Genomic DNA, 22,077 nt, shown 5'->3' with positions numbered 1-22,077 from the left:
CTGCTTACTCCTTGCCTTCACGTACAATCAGTTGAATTTGGGTCGGGTTATAGGCATTACATGGGTTGTTCAGCTGTGGGCAGTTTGAAATCAGCACGATGAGATCCATCTCTGCTTGAATTTCAACATATTTACCCGGCGCCGATATTCCATCGTCAAACTTGAGATGCCCATCACTACTCACGGGTACATTCATAAAGAAGTTAATATTCGGCCCAATATGACGAACATTTAGTCCATACTTTTTTGCGATAGGGTGCAAAGCTAAAGCTGTCATAAAGTTATTACGGCAACTGTGCATCGGAAATGTGTCGTGTGCATAACGTACGGTGTTACTCTCACATGAACAAGCACCGCCTAAGGTGTCATGGCGACCACAGTTATCATCATGGATCGTGGCGATTTTGTTGCCATAGTTGGTATATAGAGCTGTGCCTTTTTCTAGATAAATCTGCTGATTAATGGCTAGAGTATCGGTTGCGCTGTAACGTTCTTCAGGATTGCTCGCAGAAATCAATAAAGTATCGACTGCTTGGTTGCCTTCGAGGTCAATAATACGGAAATATTGCCCTTTCTGGACTTCACACATCCATGCCTCACCCGCTGGACAGACTTCATTTAAAACGGTTTTATCAAATGCTTGTAAACTGGTCATGCGTATTCTCCTCGGGGTTAAGCAGCATCAAATGCGTAATAACGTGCGTTGTTTTGAAAACCGCGTTGGTTTTGTGGGCATGAATCACGACAGACATCGTGTACTGCTAAAGCGGAGGCTTTGAATAAGCGCATTTGAATATCGGCTGGCTGATACTTTGCTGCTTGGCTTAAACCATGTGGCGCGGCAGATAGGAATACCAGACAGTCCATCTCAAAACGCAGTTCAATAGTTTGATGGGTATTGTCAGTATCAACATAAGATAAGTTGCCTGCATCATCAGGGCGAACTTTAGAGAATAGGTTAACCGTAGCTGACAGATCGGCTTGACCTAATGAGAACTTGGTCATTTCAAGTAACAGGCTGTCGCGTCCACTCCGATACATCTCATTTCGTGCATCTTGAAAGGTTTGAGTGCCAAATTGTTTTTGAATTTGTTCTGTACGACTTGGACCACACAAGGAATCATTCCAACCATGTTCGTCTTGAATGATTGAAGCCATAACCCGACCTAAGTCTGAATACAACACATGCCCTGTACTTAGAAATGCCGTATGCTGTGCCTTTAGGCTATCTGGCATATTAAAACGTTCGAGCTTGTCTTCGCTGCTGACACAGAAAAGAGAAACGTTGGCTTGTGCCCCCAAGGCTTTAAACTGTAACACTGTGCCGCGTTGAATACGTCCAGACCAGTGATGCCCACCCGGTAAAAGTTCAGTCCATAGTGCGTTATCGTCGTGATAAATTATTGTGCTCATGCGCTTCTGCCTAAATCGTAACTGTTTACCTCCCGGGCTTTTATCCCTCCGTGTAGCTCTTTCGAACCGTGAACTCTCGGTCGCAGACATACATAAAATAGATATGTATCGGAACCCTAGATCACTCTTTCAGATTAGACGATGCAAAGGCTGTGCCAATTTAGTATTACGATTTTTAAACTTCGTAATACTATTTATGAGCAATAAATGGGCACTTTAGATTTTAAGCACGCATATTTTCGCTATGCGCACTAAAAAGCATCAAATTTTAAGAATTACTTCATTAAAATTTCATGAAACATGTGACGCAGCCACTGATGACTGGTTTTGTGATGACAAGACATATGCCAATACTGTTTCACCCCATAACTTGGGAAGGCAATTGGCGCATTGAAGATCTTTAAATTGCCACGTGAAAGCAGCACTTCACTTAAATAATACGGGACTGTCGCAATTGCATCGGTTTCTTGTACCACCAAGCCGACGCCTAGATAGCTCGGTAAACGCATTAAAATGTCACGTTTTAGTTCTAAATTAAGCAGTTCATTTTCAATATGGTAATGTCCCATGCCTGCATCAATATCGATATGTGACTCAGCCAAGTACTGCGCTGTGCTGATACTGTCACCTGTCAAACGCGGATGATCTTTGGCAGCAATCACCACATAATACTGCTCGAACAGTTGCTGTTGATAAAAGCCATTTTCCAGTTGAGGTAAAAAACCCAGCGCCAAATCAATCTCACCATTTGCCATTTGATAACTGGTTTCAGAGGTGATCGGACGGATATTCAAACGAATATGCGGCGCATGTTTCTTTAAGTATTGCGAAATTTTCGGCAACAGCACCAAATGCGAAACATCGGTCATAGCCAAAGAAAACTGTTGCTGTGAAGTGGCTTGGTCAAAATCAATCGTAAAATTATTAATGATTTCAACCTTGTTTAAAGCCTCACTGACCAATGGAAATAGCTGTTTCGACAGCTCAGTTGGCACCATTTCATTGCCAATCCGCAAAAATAGCGGATCATTATAATGTTGGCGAATTTTATTCAGAATGTTACTCACCGTCGGTTGACTCATTTCTAAATGATCAGCCGCCAGTGACACACTTTTAAACTTATAAACGTAAAAAAAGATACTGAGTAATTTACAGTCCAGTTCAAACACGAAAAAAATGTTCCTTATATGCATGTGATGGTAGACGATCCATCATCTACCCATTATAGCGATGATCCAATGCTCAAAACTTACTTTTATAAGCATCTAGGTCTAATATCAAACGTTTCAGCAATAAAAGCACATTAATTATACCTTTAGCTGTACTGAACAATCGACGCTTTCCCTGAAAATTTATGTCGCTTAATCTGCATGTATTTTACATAACAAAAAAGGCCCGAATCAATCGAACCTTTGATGAAATCAACCATGCCGAATTATAGATAATTAAATCATTTTCTTCACAGGCACAGCTAAGGATATTACAGCTTTAGTTCAGCAGCTCGACGGCAATAGCAGTCGCCTCACCACCACCAATACATAAAGCAGCTACACCCTTTTTCCCACCAGTACGTTTCAAAGCATGCAGTAAAGTCACGATAATACGTGAACCAGACGAACCCAATGGATGACCAAGTGCACAAGCGCCCCCATTCACATTGACTTTAGCAGGGTCTAAATGAAAACTATCAATTGCAAGCATTGTGACCATCGCAAATGCTTCATTGACTTCCCACAGATCCACATCACTCGCAGACCAGCCTGCTTTGGCTAAAACTTTCTCAATGGCACCTACAGGGGCAATGGTGAACTCAGATGGATGCTGGGAATTACTTGCATAAGCCACAACTTTTGCCAATGGCTTGAGACCACGTGCGTCAGCAACTTCGGATGAAGTTACAACCAGTGCCGAAGCACCATCCGAAATAGAGCTCGAATTTGCCGCAGTAATCGTGCCGTCTTTTTTAAATGCCGGACGTAAAGTTGGAATTTTATCTACTTTGGCATTGAGCGGTTGTTCATCTTGATCAACCACAACATCGCCTTTACGGCTACTTACCGTCACAGGCACGATTTCATCTTTAAAGAAACCACCTTGAATCGCAGCAACGGCTTTATTTAAAGAACCAATGGCATACTGATCTTGCTGTTCTCGGGTATAGCCTTTTTTATCTGCCATTTCTTGAGCAAGTACACCCATCGACAGACCTGTTTCAGCATCTTCTAAACCTTCTTGGAACATGTGATCGGTGGTTTTACCATGTCCCATACGATAGCCCGCGCGTGCTTTTTCAAGTAAGTACGGCGCATTTGACATCGACTCCATACCACCGGCCACCACAATCTCAGCTGAACCCGCTTTAATCGCATCAGCCGCTTGCATGACGGCTTTCATACCAGAGCCACAAATTTTATTGATGGTTGTTGCACCCGTTGAGTCAGGTAGACCCGCCATACGCATTGCTTGACGTGCAGGGCCTTGTTTTAAACCTGCTGGAAGTACACAACCAAAGATCACTTCATCCACATCGGTCGGCTGTAAGCCTGAACGGTTTAACACTTCTTTAATTGTCACCGCACCAAGTTCAGGTGCGGTGCAGCTTGACAGTGAACCTTGAAAACCACCCATTGCTGTACGTACACCATCTACAATAACAATCATTTTCTATTTCATCCTTTTTTTGCGGTTTATTTGCTTTAAGCCCAATTAAGAACCTTAAAGACATCCCTATCTATTTTTTCATATTACAAAGGGGTTAATCGTTTCAGATCTTATTTTAATGTTTTTCATAGTGCTACCGTCTCAAAGTGAGTCATCTATAAAGACATTAAAATAAATACACATGAATAATACATCGATCCATACGATAGGTGATTCATTTATCAACCCGCACTGCATTCGAGGCTTTAGTACTAAAGGTTCTCATCTCTAAGAACACAGTGGCTATACTGACAATAGTGTAAAAATCACGAAAAAGGAATGCAATGGCCCAAATTTGATCTCTAGAGATCAAATTTATTGACAACGAAATGCGAAAATGCACTTGTATTTATTTCTATTGTTGAACAAGTGGATATTTTTAAAACGATTGTAGTAATATCCAAGACCTTAGTTGAATTTTCATTTTCAACCAAGTTCAATAGCCTCTCTATAGTTCTCATGAAATACACTGGAATAAGCCAATGACTTCAGTACGCCAACAAAATTTTCTATTACGCAAAGAGAAAATTTTAGCCATGGCTGAGACTTTATTATTAGACAATAATCAAGATATCACCTTAAGCGAATTAGCAACGGAACTCGATATTGCGAAGGGTACAATCTACAAGCATTTCAAAAGTAAAAATCAACTTTATTTAGAGCTGATTATCTTGAATGAAACTCGCCTGCTAGAGATTTCTCAAAAGCATAACAATGATATTAAAACGTATGTTTCCGAATACATGCTTTATAATATGTTGAACTCGAACCGTACGATTTTACTGCACGTTATTGAAGAACGTTTAACCAATAACGAACGTAAACTCAAAGAACTTTTTGAGAAGCTCTACCAAATACGTGAACAACGTATTATCGAAATTAAAGACATGACCTCTGACTACTTAAAGTCTTTAGACAGCGCAATGTCCATTCGTGACTATTTATCTTATGTATGGACAGTGACCTACGGTGCGTCATTGTTACTCAATTCAACGCATTATCAAAAATCAATCGGTTCACGTGAGCGTCTGATTAAACTGTATGTCAACCAAGCCCTCATGACACCTGATAAAATTTCACACGCAGCCCTTTAAGCTTCTAAACGGTATAAAAAAGCTAAACATTTTATGTTTAGCTTTTTTTCATATATTTAATTAGTCTGCGGAAATATCTTCAAACAAAACTGAAGATAAATAACGTTCACCACTATCAGGTAAAATCACCACAATGGTTTTACCTGCATTTTCAGGACGTGCAGCAAGTTCAGCTGCTGCTGCCATCGCTGCACCACTGGAAATACCCACCAAAATACCTTCTTGGCTTGCTGTTTTACGCGCCCAATCAATTGCTGTTGCTGCATCAATTGGCATCACTTCATCGACCAAGTCGAGGTCTAAGTTTTTAGGAATAAAGTTAGCGCCAATGCCCTGAATTTTATGTGGTCCAGGCGTCAAAGCTTCGCCACGTTTGGTTTGACCAATAATCGGCGATTCAGCAGGTTCTACCGCAACTGAATACAAGGCTTGTTTTTTTACTTTTTCAAAATAGCTTGAAATCCCTGAAATCGTACCGCCCGTCCCTACACCTGCAACTAAAATATCGACTTTACCGCCTGTTGCGTCCCAAATTTCTGGGCCAGTGGTTGCTTCATGAATAGCTGGGTTTGCTGGGTTTTCAAACTGTTGTGGCAAAAAATAAGTGTCTGGATTTTCATCCAATAAACGCTGTGCTTCTTCTACCGCACCGCGCATTCCTTTTGCAGGGTCGGTGAGAACCAAGTTCGCGCCCAAAGCTTTCATCACTTTACGACGTTCGATACTCATGCTTGATGGCATAGTTAGAGTTAACGCATAACCTTTTGCAGCAGCAACAAATGCCAAAGCAATGCCTGTATTGCCACTGGTTGGTTCGACAATGTGCATTCCCGCTTTCAGCACACCGCGTGCTTCCGCATCCGCAATCAGCGCAGCCCCAATACGACATTTTACTGAAAATGCAGGGTTACGGCTTTCAACTTTGGCTAAAACGGTGGCTGGACTTTGTATAATTCGGTTAATACGAACCAATGGTGTGTTACCAATCGCTTCTGCATTATTACTATAAACCGCTATCCCTAAATTATTAGGCGTTGGAAAAGCTGAGTCAGTACTCATACCAATGTTTCCTATGTTGTTTTTAATGATCCACTCATTATCATACCCTGATTTTTAAATGCAAACTGACATTTGGTCGGGCTTATGTTTTTATTTGATAAATAAATCATTTAAACAGAAAAAGCATGCGTTTTCCCATGCTTTTCTCCCGCGCGACCAGCTTAAACGAGCCTTACACTATTCCACTTTTCTAACTGTGTAACTGCTGCGCTAAAGTCTACTTGTGCAGCCTGTTCTCGCTCTGTTTTTAAGAACAGTTCCTGTGTCACTTGAAAAACAGGTGTTTTCATCTGTCCTTCTTCAGCAAGATCCATCGCAATACCAATGTCTTTTTGCAACAGGTTTAAAGCAAATGTTTTTTGAAAAGTGCGGCTCAAAACTTTTTGCGCCATCACCGTTTCAGACATGGTACTTTTACCACTGGAGTGATTGATACAACTCAATGCTCTAGCCAAGTCAACGCCTTGATGCTTCAAAATAGACATGCCTTCAGACAGTGCCCATAAATGCGTTGCCATAAGCGTATTATTTACCGCTTTGACCGCAAAGCCTGTACCACTTTCCCCTACATATTCAATCAGCCCCGCAAATGCCTGAATAATAGGTTTTGCCCTTTCAAATCCAGCGATATTACCACCCACCATAACTGTCAAAGTACCGCGTTCAGCACCAACGGTTTGACCCGAAACAGGTGCATCTAAGTAAGTCACTCCACGTCCTGCCAAATCAGTGGAAATTCGCTGTGCAGATTCAGGCACGCCACTGGTACAATCCACCCATAAACTTCCTGATTTGGGTGGATGTAACGCAATTAAAGCTTCAACGTCTGCACTGGTCGGTAAGCATGAAAATATAATATCGGCTTGCATCGCTTGTTGAAGTTCAACCTGCAAAGTACCGAAGGTTTGCGCATGTGAAGACGCTTTTTCCACTGTGCGATTCCACACCCAAACAGGATAACCCAGTTTTGGCAAATGGGAGGCCATATGCCAGCCCATTGCCCCAAGTCCTATAAATGCAATATTCAGACTCAAAATGTACTCCTAACTATGTGCAATAGTGCTATTGATTTGATCTTCTGATTTTTCTACGACTTGCTCTTTTTCACTGCCTCGGTTCAAGAAAAGATTAAGAAGAATGGCTGCTAGTGTTGCGGTGCCAATACCACCTAGGTCAAAACTCCCTATTTGTAAGCTGTAATTACCAGTTCCCATAATCAGACACACGGCCCCAATCATTAAAGTACTGTTCTTGGTGAAATCAATTTTGTTATCGACCCAAATTTTTGCGCCAGCAACGGTAATCAAACCAAAAACGACAATGGATGCACCACCCAAGAGTGCAATGGGAATTGTGCTAATCACTGCGCCAAACTTAGGAGAAAGCCCCAGTAAGATCGCAAATACACCTGCAAAAACAAAGATTGTGGTTGAATAAACTTTAGTGACTGCCATCACCCCAATGTTTTCAGCATAGGTGGTCATCCCTGTGCCACCAACTGAAGCAGACAGTGTGGTACATACACCATCTGCAAAGAAACCACGCCCCATATAAGGAGACAAATTTTTCCCCATCATCGCCGACACAGCTTTGAAATGTCCTAAGTTTTCAGCCACCAAAATAATCGCAACGGGTGCAATCAACATCATGGCGTTTACATCAAAGGTTGGGCTGTGGAAAGTTGGCAAACCAAACCATGCTGCTTGACCGACTTTTGCAAAGTCAATTGCAGTGCCAAAACCCATGACATTTGTGAGTAAGAAATAAATAAAATAGGATGCAACCAAGCCTAAAAGTAGCAGTAAACGGCGCACCATACCTTTGGTAAATACCGCAATGACACTGATACAAATAATCGTGATTAACGCCATCCAAGAGTCAAACTGATTGGCTGACACACTTTTGATCGCAACTGGTGCGAGGTGTAGCCCAATAATCATCACAATGGCGCCTGTCACAATAGGTGGCATCAACTTTTCAATCCATGCCGTACCAGTGCGTATCACAATTAAGCCAATTAACGCGTACAACACTCCACACGCAATGGTTCCACCCAGTGCTAAAGAAAGATTTGGGTTTGCTCCAACACCTGTATAACCCGTAACAGCGACCACTACTCCAATGAAGGCAAAGCTGGACCCCAAATAACTTGGCATACGTCCACCGGTCATGAGGAAGAAGAGCATCGTACCAATGCCTGTAATGAAGATCGTTAGATTCGGATCAAAGCCCATCAACAATGGGGCAAGTACGGTTGCGCCGAACATGGCAAAAGCATGTTGCAACCCCAAAATAATGCTTTTTCCTGCGGGCAAGTATTCATCTGTTTGCACAGGCGTTGTATCTAAATCGCCTTGATAAGGCTTAAATTTTGGAAACCACGATTCTTTTGTTTGCATGGGTTTCCCCTCCTTGTAAAAGTAGGAATTTTTGAATTAGCACATTGGTAATGGCTCACAGTAACCACGGTTAAAATACATCAGCGCATTTAGTCCATAACTTTGCTTCATGGCTTTGACTTGACAAAACAACACATCGTGACTGCCTACAGACATAGTCTGTACAACTTCACAATCAAAGCTTACCAAGGCATCCTCCAATACTGGTGCATTGGTCAAAAGTGTGGACCATGTTCCTTGAGCAAAACGTTCAGGCATTGGGGTTTTCCCCCCAAACAAATTAGATAAATGTTGTTGCTGACTCGACAACGTGTTTACACATAACACTTGATTGCTTTTAAATGTCTCAAACACAGAGGCTGAACGGTTTAAACACACCAACAACGTTGGCGGTGTATCGGTCACACTGCATACTGCCGATGCAGTAAAGCCTGCCTGACCCGCCCCCCCATCTGTTGTAATCACATTGACAGCAGCTCCTAGATTCGCCATACCTTGACGAAATGTGTGTTGATCCAACATTGCCTCACCCATTGCCTCTGGTGCTTTATGATTCAGCAAGGTTTCAACTTGATCTTGATTCATCAGTTTTGCATTCATCGTATTCTCCATGCCCTAAAAAAATCGTATATCAGGGCATTAAAATTTGATTATTCCACTTAAGCCACATGTGCAACCGAAGCGATTTCAACCAAAGCCTCTGGCTTGACCAGTCCAGTCTGTACGCAATAGCGTGCAGGTTTATCGTTTGGAAAATACTCGGCATATACAGCATTAATCGCGCCATAATCGGCCCAATCTTTCACAAAAACATGATTAAAAGTGACGTCATCCATTGTGCCACCTGCGGTTGCAAGGACTCGTTTAATGGTTTCTAAAATATGTCTAGTCTGTGCTGCTGCATCACCAACGTGAACAACGTTGTTGTGTTCATCAAAGGCCAAGGTGCCTGATACATAGACGATATTGTCAGCCTTAGTTGCAGGTACAAATGGTGCAAGTGGTTTCGCTGTGCCTTCAGGCACAATAATTTCTTTAGGCATGAGGTTTCCTCTATCTTTCGTATGTATGACTTATGCTGTTTTTACCAGTGTTTGACTGCTTGAAGTTTGAAAGGTGTTCACAAAACTTTGTGTATCAGACACCCAACCAAAAAAGGTTTTGATGTTATAGAGACTTGCTTCTTGCGCCTCGATAGGCCCAGCTTGATAGCACGCATCCTTAAGAGCGACCCCAAAATACTCCAAGAAAAAACCATCCCTTAAAGTCGACTCGACACAGACATTGGTCGCAATACCGACAAAAACTAAATTTCGGATTCCTCGCACCCGCAACATACTGTCCAACGCAGTATTAAAGAATCCACTATAGCGAGGCTTTTCTATGACTAAATCTTGTGGTTCAGGCTTGAGTGCATCAATCAACTCAAAATCCCAACCACCTTTTGCCAGTAGCTTTCCCTGCAGCTCTGGATTTTTGCGCATGGTTTTTAAAGCATTCGACTTATGGAAGTTTGGTGAATCACTCCCTCCTGCTTCACGGTACTGGTCATCCCAACCATTTTTAAAGTAAATCACCTGAATGCCAGCTGTATGTGCAGCAGTAATGGCTTTTTGAATGTTTTCAACCACAGGTTTGGTTTTAGATACATCAAACCCAGCCAAGTCCAAATAACCACCTTCTGAGGTATAGGCATTTTGCATATCAATCACAATCAATGCAGTGTGTTCAGGTGCTAAAGCAATCTGTTCGGGTTCTGCTTTTAATGTTTTTGCGTACAGGCTTTGTTTAGTAAATTCTGCACAGACTATAGATTCATTCATGCGCTTTTCTCCAAAACAACGCGTGGCGCATCCGCTTCAACCACGATATGTTCACGGCATTTCATCAAAGGTTGTATACGCTGACCAAAGTCTTCGACCCCTTGAACAAAGTCATCAAAGGTAAGCAAAATACCTTCAGTCCCCTGAATTTCACCAATTTCATCTAACATGTGTGCAACATGTTCAAAAGAACCGACTAACGTTCCCATATTGATATTCACAGGCGAAACCGAAGATGCCATTTGGCGAATATTGGTATCTGTTCCAGATTTGGTATCTTTACCGCCTTGATTCATCAGCCAATTAATCGCCTCCATATCCGCACCAGCGTTATATGTTTGCCATTTCGCATGCGCCTCTTCATCTGTTTCTGCAGCAATCACCATAAACAACACATAGGTTTGTACATCACGCCCTGTTTTATCGGTTTGCTGTTTTAAACGCTCATTGATTTCTGCATAGGCTGTCGGTGTATTCAGCCCTTTACCGAAAACAAAGTTGTAATCGGCATATTTGGCAGAAAACTCAAGCCCTGTATCAGACTGACCCGCACAAATAATTTTCATATCCGCTTGTGGACGTGGGCTCACACGGCAGTCCTGCATAGTAAAATGCTCTCCTTTAAAATCTGAACGACCTGTCGCCCAGAGTTCACGCAAAATTTCTACATATTCAGAAAGATATTCATAGCGCTGTGCAAAATATTCATCTCCTGGCCACATCCCCATTTGTGTATATTCGGGTGCTTGCCAGCCTGTCACGACATTTAAACCAAAACGACCATTTGAAATGGAATCAATGGTTGATGCCATACGTGCCACAATTGCAGGCGGCATCACCAACGTCGCTGCTGTTGCATAGATTTGTATTTTACTGGTCACCGCAGCGAGCCCAGCCATCAAGGTAAATGTTTCTAGGTTATGATCCCAAAACTCTGTTTTCCCGCCAAAGCCACGCAGTTTGATCATCGACAAAGCAAAGTCAAAACCATAATGCTCAGCACGTTGAACAATTTTTTTATTTAGTTCAAATGAAGGCATGTACTGTGGCGCGGTTTCCGAAAGCAGCCAGCCATTATTTCCAATCGGGCAAAATACACCTATTTTCATCTCGTTTATCCTCTACACTTATTTCATTATTTGCAGAACATCAAAGGCTAAATACAGCAAGACTTTTGACCTTTAGTTTGATAAAAAAATATTTGCACAAGCCATGCCAACTATTATTTATTATTATTTTTCAATATATTGAATATTATTACTTAATTTTATTTTTTACCAAAAAGTAAAATTAGTTTTTATTTTATGCACTATCTCTGTGAGGAGTGATCAATGATTGTGCGGTAAATGATCCAAACTAGAGTTTTTATATTTTTAGCCTAAATAAAAAAGGTGTATAGATTTCAAAACCCATACACCTTCAATTTATAAAGCTAAATTAAACAATCGATAATCTAAACTAAACTTTCCAGCACTGTTAAAAAAGCCAACATTTCCTTATTCATCACGACTGTTTCGGTTACAGTCGCTGCATGAGCGCCCTGCTTTAAAAGAGTCAACTGTGCATGCGGAAACAACCGTTTTAGGTTTTGTGAGCGTTGGTAAGGCACAAGGAAATCATCTTGGTTTGCAATCAAATGCATCGGTATATTCTGTAAAGCGGCTCGTATCTCCTCGCTCAGTTGAAAGCCCATTAAAACACTTAGCCGTCGCAATACATTTTCATGCGGTGGAAAGTTTTGAATTTGTAACTGTTCTTGTTTTTGAATACTTTCTATATTTGCTGAAATCCAAGCTGGTGGATATAAAAACAAGGCCTGTGCTTTGACATAAGCCTCAGTGCCAGTGAATGTTAAAAGGTTAATTCGGGTTTCAAAGCATTTATAGGTATGCGCATCTAACGTGTCCCAACCATTTAAAATCGTGATTGACAACATCTGATACTCGGTCGATTTGCACAAGTAAGCCAACTCCGCACCAATAAAACCGCCTAGTGCATGACCGATAAAATGAAAGCGTTGAATATGTTGTTGCTTTAAAATCAGCAAAAGCTGCTGCCCCAAATCGCGTATGCAATAATCTGGTTTTAATAATGTACTGTTTTCATGGCAACCTTCTTGATCGTAAGTTAGGACATGAAATTTGGTTTGTAGGTCTTGAATTTGTGGCTGCCAAAACTGCGCATGTCCACCTAAACCCGACGACAAAACCACATAATCAGCATCTTCTATATGGGATGGAAAAATTTGTACATTCATCTCAAAGTTTACTTTTTGGTCAAAAATATTATCTAGCAATAATTATGCCTTTTAATAAATGTTTGTATTTTTTAAATTTATAATGAATTTTTTAAAAAGCTCTGTAATTATGATTTTAATGCTCTCTATATGATAAAATATTCAAAGCTTATTATAAATAATCATAAAGAATGAGAGTTTGATTTAAAAAATCGGCTTAAATTATATAAATATCTAGAACTTAAGTAACATTTTGAATAACTAATTTTGATGTAAATATTAAGTATATATAACTTTAGCTAATATTTTATTTCACTAAAAGCCATGCATATTGGACTTGAAAAGACAGCATTATGAACGGCTTGGTTTTATACTAAGCGCACAGTTGTTTTGTTTTATGAGTAGGTTTTAAATGAACACAGGACTTGAAATAACGTCTATGCGCGACTCTGCTGAAGTTGTTGTGAGTATTTTAAAATCTCTAGCCAATACTGATCGTTTATTAATTTTGTGTCATTTGTCGCAACAAGAACTTAATGTTTCTCAAATTGAAGAAATTACCGACATCAAACAGCCGACTCTTTCTCAACAATTAATGATGCTACGTAAAAGTGATGTGGTAAATACGCGCCGTGATGGTAAACAAATTTATTACTCCATTAAAGATGAATGCATGATTGAAGTTTTAAATACTTTGTATAGCTTGTACTGCCCAAAACCACGTCTCTAAACCAATCACTGCTATATTTTCTGTGCTATGAAAACGAATGCTAAGACTTCTTAGCATTTTTTATGCATAATATATCTAAATTTGTGATTTAGATTTTTTTATGTCTGATTGGAATCGTCGTCTAAGCCATTATCTACCCGCATGGCAATGGCTTAAGCACTATGACACGCCTACGTTTAAGTCAGATTTACTTGCATCTTTTATCGTCATTGCCATGTTGGTTCCTCAAGGCATGGCCTATGCCATGTTGGCAGGCTTACCGCCAATCACTGGGCTATATGCCAGCATTATCCCAATGATTATTTATGCCATCGTTGGCGGCAGCCCGACGCTTTCTATTGGCCCTGTTGCCATCATTTCGATGATGACCTTTGCGACTTTGAACTCGATGTTTGAAGTTGGTTCACCTGTTTATATACAAGCGGCATGTTTATTAGCCCTAATGGTCGGTGTCATTTCCCTGCTGTTGGGTTTATTTCGCTTTGGTTTCCTCATCCAACTGATTAGCCACCCCGTCATCCAAAGTTTCATTATTGCGTCTGCTTTGCTGATTGCGTTGGGTCAGTTGAAGTTTATTGTCGATCTGCCTTTAAAAGCCAATAATATCCCCGAGTTTGTGGTAAGTGTTTGGCAATACATCAGTTTGACTCATATAGGTACACTGCTGTTTGGACTGTGCGCAATCGTATTTTTAATTTATGTACCAAAGCTGCTGAATACTAATACCTTAAAAGGTTGGTTCGGATCGACCGTATTACTTTCGCGTACCATTCCTTTATTTTTAGTGGTTGCCTCGATTGCCTTGGTCTATTTTTTCCAACTGCAAACGCTTGGAATTAAAACCGTCGGAATCATTCCATCTGGTATGCCTCCACTCGATATTCCGTATTGGAACTGGACTTTAGTTCTGCAACTTTTGCCAGGTGCAACCATGATCGCGATGATCAGTTTTGTTGAATCACTTTCCATTGCTCAAGCCACTGCTTTACAAAACCGAAGTCAACTTAATAGCAACCAAGAACTTATCGCTTTGGGGCTAGCCAATATCAGTGCAGGTTTCAGTTCGGCCTTTCCTGTAACAGGCAGCCTTTCTCGTACTGTTGTAAATGCAGATGCAGGCGCTCAGACCCCTATGGCGGGTGTGCTCTCTTCGCTGTTGATTATTGTAGTGAGCTTATACTTTACAGGTTTCTTTCAGGACCTTCCTTTAGCTATTTTGGCTGCAACGATCATCGTCTCCATATGGAAACTTGTGGACTTTAAACCCTTCATCGAAGCATGGAAGTATTCCAAAGCAGATGGTATCGCGATGTGGATTACCTTTTTTGGTGTTGTCTGTATCGATATTTCAACTGGCCTGATCATTGGCATGATCTCAACCTTTATTTTGTTGCTTTGGCGGATTAGCCGGCCACATATTGCTGTGATTGGCTTGGTCGAGGGGACTCAACATTTTCGCAATGTTGAACGCCATCAAGTTCAGACGACGGCACAAGTACTGTCAATGCGTATAGATGAAAGCCTAACCTTCTTAAATGCCAACATATTGAAAGGTGAACTGATCAATGCCGTGAGCCAACAACCTGAGTTAGCCCATGTGGTGATTAATTGCTCCAGTGTGAGTAGTATCGACTTGAGTGCTTTAGAAATGCTGGAAGATATTAATCTAGAATTGGCCAAGCAAAACATTCAGCTGCATTTGTCCGAAGTTAAAGGCCCTGTGATGGATCGACTGCAAAGCTCAAAACTATTGAAACATTTGAGTGGGAATGTCTTTTTAACTCACTATCAAGCCATTCAGACCCTTTCACCTCAGCTGCTTAAAACTTCATAAGAGACCGAATGTCTGCTTGCACTTTTTCAATATAGTGAGAAATATCAAGCAGGCATTTATGATAAAAATCCATTAAATATGTCATTTTTATGAATTAAAATGAATAATAAAAACTGGAATTACAATAACTTAATTTTTATATCTAAATATTTTTCAGTCAGTTAGCAAATTAGGTATAAAATGGCGCACTTAAAATCCGTATTTTGTCCTCGTAATTTCAACAAGGCGCCTCTATGTTTTCTGTTTTAGCGCGAATGAGTCTAGTTACTCGAATTATTATTGCCATTATTTTGGGTATTGGTGTAGCCCTTGTTTTCCCAGGCGTTGCACCTTATTTGAGCCTGCTAGGCGACTTATTTATTAAAGCGTTAAAATCTGTCGCGCCTGTACTTGTATTTGTCTTGGTTCTTGCTTCTATTGCAAATTTTAAAGTAGGTCATAGTGCGAATCTACGTCCTATCATCATCATGTATGCCGTGGGTATGTTACTGGCTGCTTTTTCAGCAGTTGCTGTCAGCGTCATTTTCCCAAGTACTTTGTTCTTAAATTTACCTGCAAATACTGACTTACAACCACCAAGTAGCTTGATTGAAATCTTTAAGAACCTACTGCTGAGCTTTATTGCTAACCCTGTAACTGCCATTAGTGAAGCAAACTTCATTGGTATTTTAGCGTGGGCTGTGGCCTTGGGTGCTGCATTCCGTCATGCCAAAGACTCAACCAAAGACTTACTCAATGATACTGCACACGCAGTAAATAGCGTGATTCGTTTGGTGATTAACTTTGCGCCTATCGGTATTTTCGGTCTAGTGGCGGTAACCTTTGCAGAAACAGGTTTAAGCACATTAGTAAGCTATGCACACTTATTGGCTGTCTTACTCGGCACAATGGCTTTCGTTGCCTTAGTCATCAACCCACTTATGGTTGCTGTGGTAACACGTAGCAATCCATATCCATTGGTATTTCAATGTTTACGTGAAAGTGGTATCACTGCTTTCTTCACGCGTAGTTCTGCTGCGAACATTCCTGTGAACTTAGATCTTGCCAAACGTTTGGGAGTACCTGAATCTACAGCGAGCGTAGCCATTCCACTCGGTGCGACCATTAACATGGCTGGCGCCTCAGTGACGATTACGGTGCTTACACTGGCAGCAGTCAATACACTAGGTCTTAATGTTGACTTTACCACCATGATGATTTTATCTGTGCTTGCAACAGTTTCAGCTTGTGGTGCTTCTGGTGTTGCAGGTGGTTCTTTGCTGTTGATCCCTGTTGCGTGTGGCCTATTTGGTATTTCATCTGATATTTCAATGCAAGTGGTTGCAATTGGTATGGTGATTAGCGTACTACAAGACTCTACTGAAACCGCATTGAACTCATCAACTGACGTATTATTTACTGCAGCAGTTGACCGCGCTTCAAAATAATATATTGTAGAATCAGTATATTATTTCTTTTTTGAAGTTATGCCATTTCAACACTTACCACTTTGGATTCAACTGGGGGCATTCTTTCTTGCAGTCAATGCAGGAATGATTAATGTCTTAGGACTGGTGACTGTTTTACACCAGTCTGTTTCCCATATGACTGGTAATGTAAGTGTTTTGGCGATGTCACTTGTACATTGGCAACCCGAAAGCATTTTATATTTGCTATTAGTAACTGTCTGCTATGTCATCGGTTCATTTTATAGCGGTGTAATTCTGGGAAATAGTCACTTTCGATTGGGACGCCGCTATGGCGTACCACTCACGTTAGTGGCTTTTTTTATTTTTCTGTGTTGGTTCTTTCTGCCTTATTTTCCACGCTATGCTTTACTCTGGGCCTGCGTCTCAATGGGTGTGCAAAATGCCATGGTGAGCCATTATAAAGGCACTATCATCCGCACCACACATTTATCGGGTGTTCTTACCGATCTCGGCTTAGCACTTGGTTATCGTGTGCGCGGACTCGTGGTTGAGCGTCGGCGTGTAGTTTTACATCTTTTGATTTTAAGTGGCTTTTTAATCGGCGGACTCTGTGCAAGTTGGATGTATCCCTATTTAAAACTCAATTCTTTTTTAGTTCCAACAGCATTAAGCTTGATCCTTAGTGTTGTATATTGGATCATTTACTTTCGTTATCGTCGTTTTTAAACGCAGTTGTGGAATTCGCTATGGTAAAAAATGCATTACAGGCTCAGTTACTCAAAGCCGGTTTAGTTGACAACAAAAAGGCCAAAAAACTTTCTAAACAAGCAGTGCATGAGCAAAGAACAGGTCAAAGCAGTGAAGCTGAGATCAAGGCAAAAATTGCACAAGACAAACAGCAGAAACAGGCCAAAGATCAAGCCATTGAACTTGAAAAGAAAGCGATATTGCAAGAAAAAGAGCTCAAAGCGACGATCATTCAAATGATCACGCAGCATAAAATCCGTGATACCGATGGTGACGTGGCCTATCAGTTTATTGACGATGGCAAAATCAAAAAACAATACATCAATCAACAAATTTATAATGCCTTGGTTGCTGGTAGCCTCGTGATTGCACGCGATAATGAAAGTTATGCCTTCTTACCTAAAGCTTTAGCTGATCGTATTAATGCCAAACTTGAAGGCTTTATTATCGTAAATACCTCAGAGAAAAATGAGGCAGTCACCGATGAGGAAGATCCATACGCTGCGTACGTGATCCCTGATGATCTCATGTGGTAATTTGAACCATCATAAGCTTCCATATAGGAAGCTTCTTTTTTCGAATCTATTAATAAGAATAAATTTACCATTTCATTGGCCTGACATATCCCGCGACCATCAACGATCTATACTTCACGACATCCAAATAATGACTTAAAAGCTGAATCTAAGAGAGTAAATAAACAAGTCGTTGATAACATGTATAAACTTAGTGACACAATTTGCTTAATTCGTATAGCTGATTACACTATTTGCAGTGTTTTAATCAAAAGAAGATCGCATTTTGGATAATTTTCATTTTATACAGAGTTTAAAAGACTGGTCAGATCAGTATCCTTGGATCGAAATGCTGACAGGATTCTGCATACTCATTCTAGTGGCCATACTGGCATATATTATTGCCAAGCATGTTGTCGTTCGTGGTATTCGGCATCTCATCACTAAGCTAAAATTTGCCAATCACGACATCATGTCGCAACATAGCGTAATTCGTCGAATTGCGAACATTGTCCCAGCAATTGTCATTATGAATGGTATCGTTACCGTTCCTCACCTGTCTGCGAAAATGGTCAGCTTTGTCCAAATGGCGGCACAGGCCTTTATTTTCTTAACCATTGCGCTCGCGATTGGTGAATTACTGAATATCTTCAATTTGGTTTATCAACGTAATCCAAAGTCTAGAAATAAGCCCATCAAAGGCTATTTACAGCTGATCAAACTGATTATTTTCATCGTTTGTGGCTTGATGATCTTAGGGACTTTCCTGAAAAAAGATGTCTTTACCTTGCTGGCGGGCTTCGGTGCTATGGCGGCAGTGCTGATGTTGGTCTTCCAAAACACCATTTTGTCTTTGGTGGCTTCTGTTCAGATTTCATCCTATGACATGGTCCGTATTGGAGATTGGATTGAAATGCCATCTCTGAATGCAGACGGTGATGTCATTGATATGTCATTACATACCATCACCGTACAAAACTTTGATAAAACCTTTACCACGATTCCAACCAACAAATTGGTCACTGATACTTTTAAAAACTGGCGTGGTATGTCACAGGCAGGCGTACGTCGTATCAAACGCTCACTTTATATTGACCAAAGTAGCGTTCACTTTATGTCTGAAGCAGAACAAAGCAAACTTAAAGAGTTTTTATTATTAGACCAATATCTAGATCACAAGAGTACAGAGCTGATTGAGTTTAATCAGAAATTGAGCAATACATCTCCTTGTAATCAGCGACGTTTAACCAATATTGGGACCTTCCGTGCGTATGTTGAGCTGTACCTTAATCAGCATCCGAACATTTCAAAACACCAATCTTTAATCGTACGTCAGTTACAACCGACTGAAAAAGGCTTGCCACTGGAAATTTATGCATTTAGCAATCAAATTGCATGGAAAGATTATGAAGCGATTCAGTCGGATATTTTCGATCATTTAATTGCCATTCTTCCCGAATTTGGTCTCAAAATTTATCAAGCACCATCGGGATATGACATGCAAATCGCAATGTCAAACCCGTAATTTTTTCACTTTGGTATGCTAAAAGCGCTCTAGTTTTAGCATATCAAGGTCTTAAAAACGTAGAATAGGCATTTTAATATACGTTCTAAATTACCAACTATAGAATAAAAATTATAAAAATACATAACATTAGTTTCTCAACAACTGTGTTATTTACGTTGTGTATTATGTAAGTTAATTATGTGATTATTTACATGAAACATACCGCAATATCACAATATCAACCTTTTCTCTTCATTAAATTAGCCACTCCTTTTCACTTTGTAAGACTTTCTAAAATGAATACTTTAAATAAATCTTTATGTGCTGCCCTTTTAGCTGTAGCAGCGACATCTTCTTTTGCAGCAGAAACTCAAGCTGTAGAAACCACTCAAGCTGCTGTTGCAACTGAAAATGCAACACCTGCTTCAGAAGCTGCTGCATCTGATGCGGTTGCGACATCAGAAACTCAAGCAAACTAATGCTTTAAGCATCTTGGGGGATTCATTTGCTTGGATTCCCTTTTATCACTCTTCTCTATATCAGACTTTTATATCTATTCATCTACATTTCTTGCTATCAATACTGCTACAACAACGTTTAGTCTCTCTCAATTTACACAGACCACTATGGTCTTTTCATGCTAAAATTTTCAAATTCTACTTATTTATAAAACAAGTCATTACCTCATAAATGACTTATTTTTAGAAGGTTTTATTCATGTTCAAATGGTTTGAAAAACGTGTTGATCCCTATCCAGAAGAAGGTTTAAACCAACCTTTACCGACCACGTTCTTTCCGTTTGTATGGCAGGCCGCTAAAGGTGTACGTGGCTATTTGTTGATTTTGATTTTATTCACGGCTGGTGCTGCTAGCTTTGAAGCCTTGTTTTATGCCAAAATTGGTGACTTAGTAAACTGGCTCAGTAAAAGCCAGCCAGAAACATTTTTAGCAGAACATGGTTCAAATTTAGTCCTGTTATTCTGTATTTTATTGGCCAATATTTTATTTGCCAGTTTACAGTCGATTATTAAACATCAAATATTATTTAGCACTTTTCCGATGCGTCTTCGCTGGCGCTTTCATAATTTACTGCTGAAGCAAAGTCTCGACTTTTTTCACAATGACTTTGCAGGACGCCTCTCCGCAAAAGTCATGCAAACCGCACTGGCGATACGTGAGTTCTGGGTTATTTTGGGTGACATGTTAGCTTATGTGCTGATTTATTTTGTCACGGTCAATTTGGTGCTTGCCGCTATTTCCCCACTCCTAATATTGCCTTTACTGGTCTGGTTGGCGTTGTTTATCTGCGCAGCATATTACTTCATTCCACTTTTGAGCAAAGTTTCAAATGAACAAGCTGATGCCAGAGCTGTGATGACTGGCCGTGTTACCGATGCTTATACCAATATTCAAACAGTGAAGCTTTTTGCCCATGCAGGACGTGAAAGCTTATATGCCAAAGCCTCGATGCAAGAGTTCATGGTCACCGTTTATAAACAAATGCGTTTGGGTGCTAAATATGAAATCAGCATCCTGTTTTTAAACATAGTGCTTTACGCGGGTGTACTGGGCACTGCAGTTTGGTTATGGATGAATGGGCGAGTTGAACTCGGTGTTATTGCTGCTGCAACGGCTATGATTTTAAAACTGAGCAGTATTGCTGAATTTATCATGTGGCAAACCTCAGCACTTTTTGAAAGTGTCGGCACCATTCAAGATGGCATGAAAACTTTAGGTCGTTCGATCACGATTCAAGACAAACCTGATGCCAAAGACCTTGAAGTTAAACAAGGCATGATCGAATTTAAAGACGTCACTTTTGCGTATAACAGTAAAAATGTCATCGACAATTTAAACCTACGCATCCGAGCTGGTGAAAAAATTGGGATCGTAGGTCGCTCTGGTGCAGGCAAATCAACACTGATTCAACTATTGCTACATTTTTATCAATTGAAACAGGGTGAAATTTTAATTGATGGACAGAATATAGAAGATGTCACCCAAGACAGCTTACGTCGTAATATTGCCTTAGTGACTCAAGATACCTCCCTGCTACACCGTAGTGTCGCAGAAAATATCAAATATGGCCGCCCCAATGCCAGTGATGAAGAAATGTATGCTGCTGTACGTAAAGCCAAAGCCGAAGAGTTTATTCCTCAGCTGACTGACTTACGTGGTAAATCAGGTTATGAAGCCTATGTTGGTGAGCGTGGAGTGAAACTTTCAGGTGGCCAACGTCAGCGTATCGCCATTGCTCGTGTTTTCTTGAAAGATGCACCAATCTTAATTTTAGATGAAGCCACCAGTGCCCTAGACTCAGAAGTTGAAGCTGCAATTCAATCTAGCCTTGATGACTTAATGCAAGATAAAACGGTGATTGCGATTGCTCACCGTCTTTCAACCATTGCTCAAATGGATCGTTTGATTGTGCTTGATGAAGGTCGTATTGCAGAACAAGGGACACATGAAGAACTGATTCAAAAAAATGGTATCTATGCGCACCTTTGGCAGCGTCAAACAGGTGGATTTTTAACGGAACAACATCCGATCAAAAAGAAAGAAGCCTAATTTTTCTTTCCATTTTCAGCACGCTTAGATCATTATCATCAAT

21 protein-coding genes and 1 riboswitch are annotated in these 22,077 nt (G+C 40.5%); of the genes, 9 read left to right on the top strand and 12 right to left on the bottom strand.

The window, feature by feature from the left end; translation table 11 throughout:
* Window positions 1-4: 4 nt before the first annotated feature.
* The 4 genes from AC4CVD_RS07705 to AC4CVD_RS07690 all read right to left on the bottom strand — a co-directional run bounded on the left by AC4CVD_RS07705 (window position 5) and on the right by AC4CVD_RS07690 (window position 4,074).
* Complete coding sequence (locus AC4CVD_RS07705; RefSeq protein ID WP_218288850.1) at window positions 5-655, bottom strand: urea amidolyase associated protein UAAP2; 651 nt, start codon at window positions 653-655, stop codon at window positions 5-7.
* A 17-nt stretch (window positions 656-672) separates the two neighbouring features.
* Complete coding sequence (locus tag AC4CVD_RS07700; protein ID WP_490752735.1) at window positions 673-1,413, bottom strand: urea amidolyase associated protein UAAP1; 741 nt, start codon at window positions 1,411-1,413, stop codon at window positions 673-675.
* Window positions 1,414-1,440: 27 nt separating this feature from the next.
* Window positions 1,441-1,544: riboswitch (guanidine-I (ykkC/yxkD leader) on the bottom strand.
* 144 nt (window positions 1,545-1,688) lie between these two features.
* Entirely contained in the window at window positions 1,689-2,582 is an 894-nt protein-coding gene (locus tag AC4CVD_RS07695) for a LysR family transcriptional regulator (protein WP_004979763.1), read from the bottom strand.
* 319 nt (window positions 2,583-2,901) lie between these two features.
* On the bottom strand, window positions 2,902-4,074 hold the full coding sequence (locus AC4CVD_RS07690; protein WP_490752733.1) for a thiolase family protein: 1,173 nt from the start codon (window positions 4,072-4,074) through the stop codon (window positions 2,902-2,904).
* Window positions 4,075-4,595: 521 nt separating this feature from the next.
* Between AC4CVD_RS07690 and AC4CVD_RS07685 the strand changes: the two genes are divergently transcribed.
* Complete coding sequence (locus tag AC4CVD_RS07685; protein ID WP_004693224.1) at window positions 4,596-5,207, top strand: TetR/AcrR family transcriptional regulator; 612 nt, start codon at window positions 4,596-4,598, stop codon at window positions 5,205-5,207.
* 60 nt (window positions 5,208-5,267) lie between these two features.
* Here AC4CVD_RS07685 and cysK read toward each other — a convergent pair whose 3' ends face one another.
* The 8 genes from cysK to rutD form a co-directional block, all read right to left on the bottom strand.
* The gene (gene cysK, locus AC4CVD_RS07680; protein WP_490752731.1) at window positions 5,268-6,266 is read right to left on the bottom strand and encodes a cysteine synthase A; all 999 of its coding nucleotides are present in this window, start codon (window positions 6,264-6,266) and stop codon (window positions 5,268-5,270) included.
* Between the two features lie 161 nt (window positions 6,267-6,427).
* The gene (locus AC4CVD_RS07675) at window positions 6,428-7,264 is read right to left on the bottom strand and encodes an NAD(P)-dependent oxidoreductase (RefSeq protein ID WP_039889624.1); all 837 of its coding nucleotides are present in this window, start codon (window positions 7,262-7,264) and stop codon (window positions 6,428-6,430) included.
* Between the two features lie 45 nt (window positions 7,265-7,309).
* Window positions 7,310-8,665, bottom strand: coding sequence for a pyrimidine utilization transport protein G (gene rutG, locus AC4CVD_RS07670; protein ID WP_490752729.1), 1,356 nt, complete (start codon window positions 8,663-8,665; stop codon window positions 7,310-7,312).
* Between the two features lie 36 nt (window positions 8,666-8,701).
* Entirely contained in the window at window positions 8,702-9,199 is a 498-nt protein-coding gene (gene rutF, locus AC4CVD_RS07665; RefSeq protein WP_228128112.1) for an NADH-dependent FMN reductase RutF, read from the bottom strand.
* Window positions 9,200-9,324: 125 nt separating this feature from the next.
* Window positions 9,325-9,708 (bottom strand): pyrimidine utilization protein C, encoded by a 384-nt coding sequence (rutC, locus tag AC4CVD_RS07660; RefSeq protein WP_004979782.1) that lies wholly within the window; start codon window positions 9,706-9,708, stop codon window positions 9,325-9,327.
* Between the two features lie 30 nt (window positions 9,709-9,738).
* Window positions 9,739-10,488 carry a pyrimidine utilization protein B gene (gene rutB, locus AC4CVD_RS07655; RefSeq protein WP_490752727.1) on the bottom strand — a complete coding sequence of 250 codons (750 nt, stop codon included), beginning with the start codon at window positions 10,486-10,488 and terminating at the stop codon, window positions 9,739-9,741.
* Window positions 10,485-11,597: a pyrimidine utilization protein A gene (gene rutA, locus AC4CVD_RS07650; protein WP_062034820.1), complete on the bottom strand. Its 1,113-nt coding sequence runs from the start codon at window positions 11,595-11,597 to the stop codon at window positions 10,485-10,487. The genes rutB and rutA overlap by 4 nt, the downstream gene beginning before the upstream one ends.
* A gap of 344 nt (window positions 11,598-11,941) precedes the next feature.
* Entirely contained in the window at window positions 11,942-12,745 is an 804-nt protein-coding gene (rutD, locus tag AC4CVD_RS07645; RefSeq protein WP_490753502.1) for a pyrimidine utilization protein D, read from the bottom strand.
* Window positions 12,746-13,136: 391 nt separating this feature from the next.
* Here rutD and AC4CVD_RS07640 point away from each other — a divergent pair, with 391 nt between their 5' ends.
* From AC4CVD_RS07640 to AC4CVD_RS07605, 8 genes are all read left to right on the top strand, one after another.
* A complete protein-coding gene (locus AC4CVD_RS07640; RefSeq protein WP_490752724.1) occupies window positions 13,137-13,454 on the top strand; it encodes an ArsR/SmtB family transcription factor in 318 nt (105 codons plus the stop codon).
* Between the two features lie 100 nt (window positions 13,455-13,554).
* Window positions 13,555-15,288, top strand: coding sequence for a SulP family inorganic anion transporter (locus AC4CVD_RS07635; RefSeq protein ID WP_490752722.1), 1,734 nt, complete (start codon window positions 13,555-13,557; stop codon window positions 15,286-15,288).
* Window positions 15,289-15,521: 233 nt separating this feature from the next.
* Complete coding sequence (gene sstT / locus AC4CVD_RS07630; protein WP_490752720.1) at window positions 15,522-16,715, top strand: serine/threonine transporter SstT; 1,194 nt, start codon at window positions 15,522-15,524, stop codon at window positions 16,713-16,715.
* A gap of 39 nt (window positions 16,716-16,754) precedes the next feature.
* Window positions 16,755-17,423 carry a YoaK family protein gene (locus AC4CVD_RS07625; RefSeq protein WP_126036374.1) on the top strand — a complete coding sequence of 223 codons (669 nt, stop codon included), beginning with the start codon at window positions 16,755-16,757 and terminating at the stop codon, window positions 17,421-17,423.
* A gap of 20 nt (window positions 17,424-17,443) precedes the next feature.
* On the top strand, window positions 17,444-17,980 hold the full coding sequence (locus AC4CVD_RS07620) for a DUF2058 domain-containing protein (protein ID WP_184118537.1): 537 nt from the start codon (window positions 17,444-17,446) through the stop codon (window positions 17,978-17,980).
* 265 nt (window positions 17,981-18,245) lie between these two features.
* Window positions 18,246-19,484, top strand: coding sequence for a mechanosensitive ion channel family protein (locus tag AC4CVD_RS07615; protein ID WP_010326650.1), 1,239 nt, complete (start codon window positions 18,246-18,248; stop codon window positions 19,482-19,484).
* A 278-nt stretch (window positions 19,485-19,762) separates the two neighbouring features.
* A complete protein-coding gene (locus AC4CVD_RS07610) occupies window positions 19,763-19,945 on the top strand; it encodes a hypothetical protein (protein WP_162494659.1) in 183 nt (60 codons plus the stop codon).
* 238 nt (window positions 19,946-20,183) lie between these two features.
* A complete protein-coding gene (locus tag AC4CVD_RS07605) occupies window positions 20,184-22,034 on the top strand; it encodes an ABC transporter ATP-binding protein (protein ID WP_490752717.1) in 1,851 nt (616 codons plus the stop codon).
* Window positions 22,035-22,077: the final 43 nt, after the last annotated feature.

The sequence above is a fragment of the Acinetobacter sp. LipI_23 genome (genome assembly GCF_058243045.1).
Note: the sequence above shows the minus strand (reverse complement) of the source record. Positions and strands in the feature narration are given on the sequence as shown.